General features: G+C 48.4%; 12 protein-coding genes. 4 read left to right on the top strand and 8 right to left on the bottom strand.

Features of this window, described 5'->3' with window-relative positions; all coding sequences use genetic code 11:
- The first annotated feature begins 4 nt into the window (after nucleotides 1-4).
- The 4 genes from LLG46_01040 to LLG46_01025 are packed head-to-tail and all read left to right on the top strand — an operon-like array spanning nucleotide 5 to nucleotide 4,724.
- Nucleotides 5-2,230 (top strand): HDIG domain-containing protein, encoded by a 2,226-nt coding sequence (locus LLG46_01040; GenBank protein MCE5321881.1) that lies wholly within the window; start codon nucleotides 5-7, stop codon nucleotides 2,228-2,230.
- Nucleotides 2,145-2,579: an rRNA maturation RNase YbeY gene (ybeY, locus tag LLG46_01035; protein ID MCE5321880.1), complete on the top strand. Its 435-nt coding sequence runs from the start codon at nucleotides 2,145-2,147 to the stop codon at nucleotides 2,577-2,579. The genes LLG46_01040 and ybeY overlap by 86 nt, the downstream gene beginning before the upstream one ends.
- Nucleotides 2,580-2,622: 43 nt before the next feature.
- Nucleotides 2,623-3,345 (top strand): diacylglycerol kinase, encoded by a 723-nt coding sequence (locus tag LLG46_01030; protein MCE5321879.1) that lies wholly within the window; start codon nucleotides 2,623-2,625, stop codon nucleotides 3,343-3,345.
- Nucleotides 3,300-4,724, top strand: a complete 1,425-nt coding sequence (locus LLG46_01025) for a hemolysin family protein (GenBank protein MCE5321878.1) — start codon at nucleotides 3,300-3,302, stop codon at nucleotides 4,722-4,724. Before LLG46_01030 ends, LLG46_01025 begins: the two co-directional genes overlap by 46 nt.
- A gap of 117 nt (nucleotides 4,725-4,841) precedes the next feature.
- On the opposite strand, the gene LLG46_01020 is transcribed toward LLG46_01025, so the two are convergent.
- The 8 genes from LLG46_01020 to dnaA form a co-directional block, all read right to left on the bottom strand.
- Nucleotides 4,842-5,795 (bottom strand): metallophosphoesterase, encoded by a 954-nt coding sequence (locus LLG46_01020; GenBank protein ID MCE5321877.1) that lies wholly within the window; start codon nucleotides 5,793-5,795, stop codon nucleotides 4,842-4,844.
- Between the two features lie 297 nt (nucleotides 5,796-6,092).
- Nucleotides 6,093-7,058, bottom strand: a complete 966-nt coding sequence (locus LLG46_01015; protein ID MCE5321876.1) for a MoxR family ATPase — start codon at nucleotides 7,056-7,058, stop codon at nucleotides 6,093-6,095.
- The gene (locus LLG46_01010) at nucleotides 7,048-8,049 is read right to left on the bottom strand and encodes a DUF4350 domain-containing protein (protein ID MCE5321875.1); all 1,002 of its coding nucleotides are present in this window, start codon (nucleotides 8,047-8,049) and stop codon (nucleotides 7,048-7,050) included. Before LLG46_01010 ends, LLG46_01015 begins: the two co-directional genes overlap by 11 nt.
- The gene (locus tag LLG46_01005) at nucleotides 8,046-8,804 is read right to left on the bottom strand and encodes a DUF4129 domain-containing protein (protein MCE5321874.1); all 759 of its coding nucleotides are present in this window, start codon (nucleotides 8,802-8,804) and stop codon (nucleotides 8,046-8,048) included. Before LLG46_01005 ends, LLG46_01010 begins: the two co-directional genes overlap by 4 nt.
- Nucleotides 8,801-9,631 carry a glycerophosphoryl diester phosphodiesterase membrane domain-containing protein gene (locus LLG46_01000; protein MCE5321873.1) on the bottom strand — a complete coding sequence of 277 codons (831 nt, stop codon included), beginning with the start codon at nucleotides 9,629-9,631 and terminating at the stop codon, nucleotides 8,801-8,803. The genes LLG46_01005 and LLG46_01000 overlap by 4 nt, the downstream gene beginning before the upstream one ends.
- Entirely contained in the window at nucleotides 9,631-10,611 is a 981-nt protein-coding gene (locus LLG46_00995) for a glycerophosphoryl diester phosphodiesterase membrane domain-containing protein (GenBank protein ID MCE5321872.1), read from the bottom strand. The genes LLG46_01000 and LLG46_00995 overlap by 1 nt, the downstream gene beginning before the upstream one ends.
- 40 nt (nucleotides 10,612-10,651) lie before the next feature.
- Nucleotides 10,652-11,476 carry a TatD family hydrolase gene (locus tag LLG46_00990; GenBank protein MCE5321871.1) on the bottom strand — a complete coding sequence of 275 codons (825 nt, stop codon included), beginning with the start codon at nucleotides 11,474-11,476 and terminating at the stop codon, nucleotides 10,652-10,654.
- 352 nt (nucleotides 11,477-11,828) lie between these two features.
- Nucleotides 11,829-13,223, bottom strand: a complete 1,395-nt coding sequence (gene dnaA / locus LLG46_00985; protein MCE5321870.1) for a chromosomal replication initiator protein DnaA — start codon at nucleotides 13,221-13,223, stop codon at nucleotides 11,829-11,831.
- Nucleotides 13,224-13,338 lie beyond the last annotated feature (115 nt).

The raw sequence follows: 13,338 nt of genomic DNA, 5'->3' as shown, positions 1-13,338 counted from the left end.
ACACTTGCCTCGAATTAAGCGGAGCGCAAAGAAAAACTCAGACAAACCCGCCGGACGTCCACTCCTGGATTTTCAAAGGGCTGGGCTGGCAGTCGCCACAGTGCTGGTGCTCTCATTCCTGCTTTCCATACACCTGATGCCGGGCAAGGTTACGCTCAAGCTTAGAGACATTGCTCCAGAAACCATCTATGCGCACCGCACTGTACGTTATGTGGACTCAGCCGAAACAGCTCGACGAGTTAAAGCTGCCATCCGGAGTGTGGGTGCAGTCTATGACAGCATGCCAAATGCAAAAACCGATGCCATCAAATCGGTAAAAATTCTATTCGGCGCAGTCAACAGTGCAAGGTCCAAGCCCACCCAGAAACAGTCTATTGGGCATGCGCGAGAGAAGTTGGGTAAGGAACTTAACTCAAAACTATCCGACGAAACTATCAAACGGCTGCTTGATCTGAATGCTAAGTCAACTAAAGAGATCGAAGATGGCACAACACGGCTGGTCAGTATTGCCATGGACAGGCAGCTGCGTGCAGACCAGTCCGATATGCTGGCTGCCCGCCGCGATGTGGTTGGAGCGGCGAAGAGGATATTCAAAGATTCCTCCGCAGCAGCGCTTGCGGGGCAAGCTGCTGCTGCGTCACTCGAACCAAACAGAATATACAACAAAGAGCAGACCATGGCGCTCGGGAGACAGGCGGCAAAAAGTGTGGTGCCGGCCAATAAGATTATCACACGGGGAGAACCGGTCATAGAAAAAGGCGAGCAGGTCTCGCGCGAACACCTGGATAAGTTCGATGCCCTCAAACTCAGGCATCCAAAACTCGATTATGTTTCTGTGTTCTCATACACGCTGCTTATGATCCTGATGGTGTGGATCGTAGTCGCATATTTGTGGCGATATCACAACGATGTCTACTCCAACACAAAAGCGATGTGGCTGCTGGCGCTGATCGTTATGTTCAGCACTCTTGCCCTGCGGCTCGGTGGAAGCACCCTTGGCCTTAATCTCAGCCCCACACAGGTCGGTTATCTGGGAATCTTGTGGGTCGTGGCGGCGGGGATGTTTATCTCAGTGCTTATCAATCCGCAGGTATCCGTTGTCATAGTGGCAATGCTTTCGATAGTGCTCTCGCTGCTGCTAAACAACGAACTCAAATACGCAACCAGCGCGCTGGTCACCGCAATGGTCGGCATCTACAGCGTAGCCAATATCCGTGACCGCAATGATGTTATACGCGCAGGCGGGGCCATATCAGCTGTCGGAATCATGCTCGTATGGATCACCGGCGGAATAGCCAACGACCCACTGCAGACACTAATCGAAGGCACCATATGGGCAGGAGTGGTGGTGCCGCTGGTGGCGACCTCATTATTTTTCTTCGGAATTGCTCCATTGGAAAGGCCATTCGACAGGACAACGCACATCTCACTGCTGGAGTTGGCCGACACAAACAAGCCACTGCTACGCAGACTGGTGGTCGAAGCTCCGGGCACATATACTCACAGTATGATCGTTGGACACCTCGCCGAAGCCGCCGCAGAAAAGATAGGGGCAGACTCTCTGGTAGCGAGGGTGGCATCGTATTATCATGATATTGGCAAAATCTGTCGACCGCACTTTTTTATTGAAAATCAAAATATTGAGAACGTCCATGACCGCATGAACCCGACACTATCGGCACTGGTAATTACTTCACACATAAAAGATGGTCTGGAAATTGCTCAGGAGTTTCGAGTGCCCAGGGTCGTGCTGGACATAATTAACCAGCATCACGGCACCTCACTGGTGCAGTATTTCTATAACCAATATACCGGCGAACAGGAACCGTCGACTGCACTGGAGCAGCAGTTCAGATACCCTGGTCCCAAGCCGCAGACCAAGGAAGCCGCGGTGGTGATGCTGGCGGACTCGGTGGAGGCTGCTTCCCGCGGGCTTTCCAAACCAACACTCGCCAAGATCGAACTGCTGGTAAATAATATTGTGGCCGACAAGCTGCGTGACGGTCAGCTCGACGAATGCGAATTGACATTCAAAGACTTAAGCCGCATTACAGATTGCTTTGTGCGCGGCCTTACAAGTATCATGCATGCAAGGATAGATTATGCCGACGCTATGAGCGTCGAAGACAGAAAGCCCACTGCAGATGAAGATTCTGATTCAGAACTCACAGAAAATACCGGTGAAAGTGAGCCGGATGCGGAGCATAGCTCAAAAGCTGCTGAAAGCTGAGGGCTGCCCGTATAATACCGAAGTAAGCGTACTGCTCACTGATGACAAGCAGATTGCCGGGCTAAACAAGCAGTATCGCGACGTGGAAGGTCCCACAGATGTACTCAGCTTCTCCCAAATAGAAGGTGATGATGATTTCACTCAAGAAGTGGATGACGGAGTGCTGGGAGATGTCGTAATATCAGTGGAGAGGGCACTGGCGCAGTCCCAGGCGCAGGGCAATACCCTTGACGAAGAGATAGATATGCTCCTGGTCCACGGCATACTCCATCTATTGGGCTACGATCATGCCAAACCGGAAGAAGAAAAAGCTATGTTCGCCCGCCAAAACGAAATACTTCGGATTTAGTAGTGATTATTTGATATTGATTATTAGTTGCATAGGATTATAGATGAGACTTTTTAAAAACCCTGCCAATGGGTTCAAATATGCCATAGAAGGTGTGGTGCATGTATTTCGCACTCAGCGCCACATGCGTTTTCACTTTCTGACGCTGGTGCTGGTATTGGTTGTCAGCCTGGTATTCAAGCTCAGTCGCGAAGAAGTGATCATACTGCTTTTTACCATCAGCCTTGTGCTCATGGCCGAAATGTTTAATACGGCTATCGAGGCTGTGGTCGATTTGGTCACACAGACCTATCATCCTTTGGCGAAATTCGCAAAAGATATAGCGGCGGGCGCAGTTCTGATTACCACAATCAACGCGCTGGCGGTGGGTTTCCTGCTCTTTCCAGGTGGAGACAGACTTCAGATGATGGGCAGTGAGATAGGTCTGCACACACCTGACTGGACAACCATAATGGTAGTTACTTTCCTGCTGCTTGCTGTTATGATTACCATGTGGAAAGTGGCGGGTGGAAAGGGAAAACTGCTAAAAGGCGGAGTCGTCAGCGGCCACACAGCTATAGGGTTTTTCCTGGCAACAACCATAATGTTCATGACGCAAAAAATCGCCGTAGCAATTATGGCGTTTTTGTTGGCTGTATTAATTGCACAAAGTAGAGTTGAAGGAGGTATACATACCCTCAGGGAAGTAATAGCCGGAGCATTGCTTGCTACGGGAATTGCATGCGTAGTATATATTGTGCTCTCACCGGTCTTTCCATTGGGATAGAGGGTAACACACAAGTGGACGAAGACCCAAACCGTATTATTACACAGCTTGCACTGATAGCCATATTGGTGCTATTGAATGCGTTCTTTTCCGCTGCCGAAATCGCATTGGTTTCAGTCAGAAGAACGCGCATCAAACAACTCGCCGATGAGGGCGATGCTAAGGCGAAGGTCGTCCAGGCTCTACTGGACAAACCGACGAACTTCATGGCCACGATACAGATAGGGATCACACTTGTTGGATTCCTTGCCTCCGCGTTTGCCGCCGTGAACCTTTCAGACTATCCTGCACGATGGCTCAGCCTGCTGGGCATATCTTATGCGACTGCACGCGCCGTGTCGGTGTTTGTTATCACGATGTTGATAGGATTTTTCACCCTAGTACTGGGCGAAATCGCGCCAAAGAACCTGGCTATGCAGCGCGCAGAAAAATTTGCTCTTTCCGTGGCGGGGACGATCCGCTTGTTATCATACCTGATGCTGCCCGCTGTGAAAATAGTTGGATTTTTCGCCGACCTCGCCGTGCGACCGTTCGGTCTGCGCGCAACTTTCTCTGCGCCGGTCCTCACTGAAGAAGAACTCAAAATGCTGGTCGAGGCAGGTGAAGAAGAAGGCGTGATCGAGGTCGAAGAAAAGGAGATGATCCATTCCATCTTCGACTTCACCGACACAGTTGCACGTCAAGTAATGAAGCCGCGGACCGATATCCATGCAGCTCCCATCACCAGCACTCTCGATGAGCTGCTTGATATCATAACGACCACCGGACACTCGCGCATTCCCATTTATGAGGAAAACATAGACAATATTGTCGGCATTGTCCATGCCAAGGACCTGCTACCGATTCTGCGTCAGGATAAACGCCTGCTGGACATCAAAACAGTGATGCGTGAGGCTTATTATATTCCTGAAACCAAGGACGTAGATGAACTTCTGGCAGAGTTCAAGCGCGGTAATATCCAGATGGCTATCGTCAGAGACGAATATGGCGGGACAGCCGGCCTGGTGACAGTGGAAGATTTGTTGGAAGAGATTGTCGGCGAGATCAGAGATGAGTACGATGTCGAAGAACCGCTTATTCAGGTCATTGATGATGACCACGCAAAGGTAAGCGCCCGCATGAACATAGACGAACTCAACGATGAAATGAACCTCGAAATCCCCTTAAGTGAGGAATACGAGACAATCGGCGGGTTTGTTTTCGATCTTTTCGGCAGGCAGCCTACCGAAGGTGAGATGATAAGCTATGAAAACTTGGACTTCACGGTTGAAAAAATAGAAGGAGGCAGGCTCCACACTATCTGTGTGACCCGAACAGACAGACCCAAAGAGACCGATGAAGACCCTGCCACCGCCAACGGCAAACCCAAAAAAAATTAGTATTTGATATTTTATATTAAGTAATTGAAAGACCGGAGCCTGCTATAATCAGACTCCGGTCTTTTGTCTTATCAAGTATCGGCTAACCCACATTATGCGGCGGGCGCATAATCCGGGCTAATAGCTCTTGGAATATGACCAAGTGAAATATCCGCCATCCCAATAGCCGCCGGCAGTTTCATCCGGGTCACCGCCCGAACATATGGCATAATAATGCGCCACTTCCAGCGTATCGTCTGTTATGTGCAGAACATTTATACCGCCAAAATATGTCGCCGACCCATCATCATACACATCATAGCCTTCCCAGGTGTAATGCATGGTGTTGTGTGTGTGGCCGTGCAATATTGCAATAATGTTGTAGCCGTCTAAAACATCGGCAAGCGCATCACGAACTGCATAACTCCACCACTCTTCATCATCGTTGAGCGCATAGTGCAAAAAGAGGACGACCGGTGTTGTCGTGCCGATACTCGCCAGGTAGGACGCAAGCCAACTGCGAACAGTCGCATCCGGATAACGACCCAGCGCAACAAAACGAATACCATTGATGTTATATGCGTAATAGTTGTTGCCCTCACCTGAGACGCCGCCACCGTGGCGGGTATAGAGCTTATTTGCCACATAGGTCGAAGTGCCCAGTGTGTAACCACACCATCTCCAGTAGTCGTGATTGCCGCCCACGGAATAGCTCGGATACCTGCAGCGATTGTTGTCGCCCTGCACTCCATATTGCGGGAAGTTATAATCGAACCCATTCCATTGGTGTTCATAATCGCGATTGGTATACCACGCATCAAGGTCGCTGGCATAGGTTGTTCCCCAAGCACCGCCATCACACAAGTCGCCACAAACAATCAGTCCGGTTGGAGTTCCAATAGTCCCATATGGCCATGACATGCCCGGCATGTTATTCATTGCCTGAACGCATGCCCGGCTTCCGTTGCAGATCATCCCACCGATGTAATGAGTGTCCGACGTCTGCAACATGTAGAAATCAGTTGCCCCAACACCTGTAACGACAAACATACAGAGCAATACAACAAACAAAAAACACTTTCCGTAGTTCATTTCTCATTTCCCTCCTTTGATAATCAAACAATTGCATGTTTAGCACACATGCATTAAGCAGCATTATATACCAAAAGTAACTTATTGTGGAGTTTATATTAAATATATTTTATACTATTAAATATGATATATTTTGTTGTCTCATGGCTAAATATATGATACGCTCTCTAGTAAGTGAGGTTTTTGCCGTATAGACAACGGTACGATACATGACCGAATGGGCAATAATAAACATATGCCTCCAGGAATCTTTCCTGGAGGCATAAAAACAAAATATAAAATACTCAATATCAATTACTAAATCCGCGGCACTTCGACCTCTGAGACTGTGGACTCAACCACTCTGTCGTGTGTGAGGCCTTCTATCTCGGCCTCTGGGCGGAGGATCAGTCTATGTCTTAATACAGGTGCGGCGAGCTGCTTGATATCGTCCGGTATTACATATGACCTGCCACTCATTGCCGCAACTGCTTTCGAGCCGAGCAGCAGAAATATCGATGCTCTTGGGCTTGCGCCAAGGACCAGGTTGCGGTTTTCGCGGGTCTTGCGAACCAGCTTGGCTGTATAGTCCACAACCGGCTGCTCGACATTGACATCCGATACTATCTTGCGCAGATGCGATATCTGTTCTATATCGATCACAGGCTCTATACCGGCCTGCTCTATATTGACAGACCTGAAACCGGAGTTACATCGCGAGAGCATCTCTATCTCAGTCTCATACGCAGGGTATCCGACTATTGTCTTGAACATAAACCTGTCCAGCTGAGCCTCCGGCAAGGGGTATGTGCCCTCATACTCGATAGGGTTTTGAGTCGCAAAGACTGTAAATATCGGGTCGAGTGTATGGTTTTCGCCGTCTATGGTAACGCGCCGCTCCTGCATGGCTTCGAGTAGTGCTGCCTGAGTTTTGGGTGGTGTGCGGTTTATCTCATCAGCCAGGAGCAGGCCGGTAAACACAGGGCCTTTGCGCAGCTTGAAAGCGCCGGAAGAAGGATCGAACACGTTTGTGCCTATCACATCAGAAGGCATCAGGTCAGGGGTGAACTGAATGCGGTTGAAGTCTGCTTTTATAGCCAGTGACAGGGTGCGGACCATCAGTGTCTTTGCGATCCCGGGAACACCTTCAAGGAGCACATGCCCCTCGCACAAAAGCGCCACCAGCATCTGGTCGATCACTTCCCGCTGGCCGACCACCACCTTCGCCATCTCATTTCGCACTCTATCAGCCGTTTGTGTTACTGCAGAAACATTAATTTCCAATGCCAAGCTCCTTCTCCAGTCTACGGACTTCTACAGCTATATCGACAAGTTCTTCCTCGGTAAGGCTCTCTCCTGCCGGCAACCCTGTAAGCAGCTTTTCCGCTCTGCCAACAGTCTCGCTGCCCACTTCTTCGGACAGGCGGAAAACTATCCTGTCTGTTTTGTCATCTGCTGAGACTCCCAGTTTTGCACACAGGCTCTGCCTGAACGAATCGCACAGTATCCCTGCGGCCATATCTGACGCATGAGAGCGCCGGTAGAGCCTGGCCACGGACTCTACATATTCAAACCCGGGTCTCACATTTTCGTCAGTCGAAATGTTTCTCACTGCCCCAAACCGCCTGCCCCTGCTGTAGATGAGCAGGACCCCGGCAAATACAATGATCCAAATTGCGATCCATACTTGTCTGCTGATATATGACCAGAGAGGCTTGGAGTCTATAACGCCGTGGTGATACTCGTCGAACAAGATCAAATTACCTTTGGCAGTGTGTTTGTTTATGATATCAATAAGCTCGACTGCATTTTTGGAGTTGCGCATGCCCTTGTTTGTAATCATCTTCCGGGAAGGATATGCGTATATATAGCCTTTACCTTGTCTGTGTGTAGAGCCGAAAGATGCAGGAACACCATTCAGGTCATCTGCCAGGAAAATTACGACTCCACCGCGGCTGACCCATTTGGCAAGATACTCCTGCTCTTTATACGATATCCCCGAAGCAGTGGCGCTACTGGAAAACTTGCCATTTTGAGGTTGGACGACAATCAAAAGTCTTGTGTTGTCCGGCAGTTCGGTGTATGGCCTGGTAAGCCTGTCCGCATTGTATCCAGCCCGATTGAGGAGAGTGTGAAATGCTTTTACACCCATCGGGTCGGCATTATATGTTGTGCTGATCTTTGACTCTTCGCGCTTTTGCGGGTTTGCTATAAATATCCCGCCTATAACCAGCATTGCAAGCAGGACTATGATAATCATCGAATCTTTTTTCATACCGCCGCCTCGCACTTGATGCGCTCGTATACGGCCATAGCGTTAAGATAGTCAGTCTTGTCGCAGCTCTCGCGCCCATAGAATTTGCGGTCGAAGTCAGAAGTCAAAGGCCGGAGTTGATCGCGGATATCCGGTTTGCCGTTCTTGTCCAGCTCACCCAGATACTCCCAGTTTGTCCGGCTCTTCTCATACCTCAGCACGCCTATCTCATCCAAATGCGATATAGAGGCCAGATACACACACCGAAATGCCCCGCGCCAGTCACTCGAATCCGCCAGCTTTTGCGCCTCGGATATAAGCGGACGTGACGATAGGATATCATAGTCGCCCGAGTCTAGTTCAATACCACTCTCGACATTTGTCCTGATGCCGCGAGATATCCTGTTAATTATCAGAGCCAGCAGCGCAAAAAACGCTATTATAACAAGGCATGCGAATACAAACGATGTCAGCCTGCCCGCCTGCTCACTGTGCAGACTAATCGATCTGTAAAACCACGCGAAAAACTTGCCCGCCACATCTATGACCTTTTTCCAAAAGTCCTTCCACCATTTAGGCACACTATCTTTGGCGTAGACTCGATTGTATTCGGGCTGGGATAAAATTTGCTTGATTTGGCGGCTTATTACAGATGGATTGACAGTTTCCGTCTTGTTGGAAATGCCTTTGTTCTCTGATGCAATGGTATTTTGTGCAGTGCAAGACGAAGCGTACACAAACAGAAGCAGCATTAGTATGGCGGCAAGACGCTTCATTGTCCGACTCCACCGAAATTGTTGTCGAGCTTAGTCAAGAGCGCCTTCTTATCAAAGCCTTCTTGTCTGGCACGGATGTCATAATAAAGGAAGACATTTGTAAGTGTAAACACCGGAGCTATTAGCAGGCCAATAATAGATGTAATGACATGTCCCAATGTTGTATTCGTCAGCATATTATCCCCTGTGGATGATAGCATATGTCCAAATTGCAATAGTATGCAATAAGCTCCGCCGAACATAAATAAAATTGCTGCATACAGCCAAAACGCTTTTCCCATGCTGCCTTTCATAAGGTTCCAGCTTCTTGTGAGTGTTGCTCTGGCGCCGGTTCTTTCCAACACACATATCGGCACAATTAGTAGAAGGCGAATGCCTACGTAGATCATAAACGGAAAATATATCAGCATTGCCGGCATGCAAAAAACTAATTTTGAAATGTCTAGAGACACTACCCACATAAGCAACATACATAGGGCAAAAGGAATCGAATAAGCTCCCATAAGTGGCAATACAAGTGATGAGTGCAATATGTGTTGATAGCTTTTGATTACTGACACCTCTCTTGAAAGGCACGTCTCATAAACTGCGAAGACAAGGGCGGCACTCAAAATAGGGTTTCTTATAAAAGTAGACATGTAGGCTATAGTAGAATTGCATCCAACATCTGTAAGCGCATAGTATAAGATAAAATAAGGAACACTGACCACAGCGGATATTCCAGCAAGCAGCAAGAAATGAGATTTGTACAGAGTGATCGCTACAGTGAGTATCTCCATACTGCCCAATGGAAGAATTCGCGACTCTTCTGTCCTGACCTTGGTCATCAGTCCCGCTTCTCCGGTTCGACAGACGGATATGTCTGTTCCTGAGGCAGGCTGGTAATATCGTGCGCAGAGAGTTCGCGAGTCTTCTGATCGAGTTCATTTGCCAGAAGCTCCAGATCGAAGCCCTCTTTGCGGATCCGCACATCGTAGTAAAGCAGAATCATTACTATCGATGACACAGGCAGCAGCAGTGTGCTTACCACTGTGTTTAGAATTGCACTGATAGCCGTCATCCACCAATTCGGATCGGCTCCACCCCTTGAGCTGAAAGCAGCCAAAAGACTTACCGGACCCACCACTATCCCCTGTATCACCGCCACAACTATCCCGGCAATGGCAAGCAGGCCAAGCGCCTTCAGAGCATTGCCTTTCATCAAACGCCAGCTCCTGTCTATTGCCAACATAGCATGTTCAGACTCGATAAAAAATGCGGGCGACACAAGGGTGAACCTCAAACCCAACCATATAGGCAGAATAAACGCAGCAAAACCAGCTATTATTAGTATTGCTCCGATCCCGATTGCCATACCGGTCTTGAGCCAAGCCATCAGTGCCGCAGATGCTCCGATCATTAAAATCGGCAGCAGGCATGCGCCCAATATTGCAAGCCCCGTTATAACCGTTGCACCAATAAACCGCAATAACACACCCGGCCTCGAAACACGCCTGTAGCAATCAGAAATCGTCGTCTGTCTGTCAAGATACCTCTCCGATATCGCAAAAGTCAGCGCACCTGTGACCAATGGATTTATAACCACATAAAACAGCACACCTAATATCGCAATCCCCAACCAGTTATATGGGTTGAACATTGCTTCATCTTTCGGCTGAGGCAGAAGTGAGGATAAAAGAATATACGGCACATAAAGCACGGCGGAGATACCGATCAAGAGAGCAAAGTTGGTCTTGTAGAGGTCTACTGTCTCGTCCAGAATATCCGTAATGCCGAGCGGCCTGAGACGACGGTTTCGATTGTTCATTACAGCCTCCTTTACATAGCTCACAGCAGAAAGTGTAGAGCTAAGAGCCCGAAAAAGTTGCGTTCAGTTTCTCTGAAAACAACCTCCGTGCATTTTGTGTTGTAACTTCGGCCAGTTCCTCGATTGATATTCCCTTTAGCCGTGCCACTTCCTCTGCCACAATTCGCGCGTAAGCAGGTTCGTTGCGCTTGCCGCGCTTTGGTATAGGAGCCAGATAAGGGCAGTCGGTCTCAATCAGAATTCGATCAAGCGGGCAATATTTTACGACTTGCCGCTGCACTTCTGATGTCTTATATGTTACAGGCCCATCGACGCCTATATACAAGCCCAAATCGAGCACATGTCTTGCAAAGTCGACATCACCCGAGAAGTAGTGAAACACTCCTCCAATGATATTCGCTGCGTGTGACTTTATTACCTGCAATGCCTCTGGATTTGAATCGCGGCTGTGGACTACAATAGGCATTTCCAATTTTCCCGCAAGGTCAATCTGAGCTTCAAATGCTCTGAACTGGTCGGCTCGCGGGCTAAAGTCATAATGGAAGTCCAATCCCACTTCACCAATTGCTAAGACTTTATTGTGCTCCGAAAGTTCCATCAGCCTATTTGCCGTCTCATCATCGTAACTTTTTGAATCGTGAGGATGGACTCCCACAGTGGCAAATATGCAAGAATAACGCTCGGCAAGATACACAGCATCCACACTCGATGCCAGGTCATACCCACAGACGATTATTTCACCTATTTCCGCATCGTTTGCCCGTTCGATCACCTTGTCCAAATCTTCAGCAAACTTTGGATCATTCAAATGAGCATGAGTATCTATAATTTTAGATTGAGTATTGATTATTTTATATTGACTCATAGGTGTAAGAAAGATAAGTTTTTCAGAGATAACTCAAGCGAACGCGCCGAAATGCATGAAAACATGCGGGCAAATTCAAGGGTGCTCCATGAGCAGAAACATTCCTTTGCTCGATAACGTATTACTCTATAATATTATTATATAGAAAATTGTTGTGGTTGTAATAGGGGTTGTGGATACTGTGGAAAACACTTTTTTTCGTGCGGAATACAAGCTCAGGAATGTCTGTGGACAAAATACCGGTCGTGGCTGTTTCACGGTGACCGGAAAGTGGAGAAAGCATCAGTTACCAACAAATAATTAGTCCACATTACAATGAACAGTTTTTTCCACAGCTTGTTTACCTGTTGAGCTAACAGGTTTTCCCCATCTTGATTTGACGCTCAAGTTCCGCGACCATGGAATTGAAACCTTTATCCTCAGCCATCTTCTCTTCGATCTTTTTGCATGCATGAAGCACTGTCGAGTGATCTCTTCCGCCAAAAGCCTTGCCTATTGACGGCAGGGAATAATTGGTAAGCTCGCGGATAAGGTACATCGCGATCTGCCTGGGAACAACTATATCCGCGCTCCTGCATTTGCCTTTCAGATCGCTCAGTTCCACATTGAACTTCTTCGCAACCTCAAGCTGCACTTTCTGCGCATCAATCACCTGCGCCGCCTCTTCTCCAAAGTGCTTGCTCAGGACTTCCTGGGCAAGAGTGGGTGTGACCGAGGTTTTCATCAACGAAGCATATGCATGCAGTTGTATGAGCGCACTTTCCAGCCTTCTGACGTTGGAGGTTATGAGCTTCGCAATGTACAATATCACATCGTTGGAAAGTGTGATATTCTCATACTCGGCTTTTGTTTCCAATATAGCCATTCGGGTTTCAAGGTCCGGTGGAGCGATGTCGGCTATCATTCCACATTCAAAACGTGAGAGCAGCCGTGTATCCAGCTTAAGGTCCCTTGGCGCACGGTCGCTTGTGAGCACAATCTGTTTGCCCATCTCATATATAGCGTTATATGTATGGAAAAACTCTTCTTCGGTGCGTTCTTTTCCCACCAGGAACTGAATGTCGTCCACCAGCCAGACATCTATACTGCGATATTTGCGCCTAAATTCGGCGGCCTTGTGCTCACGCAGTGAGTTTACGTAGTGGTAAGTAAATGCTTCCCCAGACACATAGGCCACTTTCATTCCCGGGAAGTTGGTCATTGCCGACTGACCCAGAGCATGCATCAGATGCGTCTTGCCAAGTCCGGGTCCGCCATAGACGAAGAGCGGGTTATACATCTTGCCCGGGTTTTCGGCAATAGCCATAGCGCAGGCATGAGCAAGCCTGTTTGTGGGGCCGACAACAAAATTTTCGAAGTTATACTGGCTGTTGATAGGCAGCGAGATCGACTCATCTTCTTCTTTGGACTTGGGTTTTGGTTTTGTGGGCAGCTTTTCGGCGAGTATGGCAGGCTCATTGCTCTCAATAAGCTCGACACGCACGCTCAGCTTTGTGCCCAGATCGCTTTCGAGAATTTCCTTGATGTGTCCGATATGCTTGCTTTCCAGCCAATGTTTTGCAAACCGGCTGTTTGTGGCTATCTTTACCAACCCACCGTCAATAGACAGAGGTCGGGCAGTCTTTATCCAACTCTCGAAAGACGGCTTGTTGACCTGCATTTCCAGCACTTCCAATGCGTGCAGCCATGCATTCTGCAGTGCAAGAAAAGCATCATCTTCACCTAGTTGGAGCTGCTTATCGGTCAAACCATTCACCCATCTTGTGAGCTAAAAGTAGAAAGAAACGAGGTCTATAGTATCAGGGATTATAGCACTCGGCCAGGTAATTCATCAACACCATGAGCAAATTTTTTGTGTCCCA

The sequence above is a fragment of the bacterium genome (genome assembly GCA_021371935.1).
Lineage (GTDB): Bacteria > Armatimonadota > UBA5829 > UBA5829 > UBA5829 > UBA5829.
This window is presented reverse-complemented; position numbering and strand designations above follow the sequence as displayed.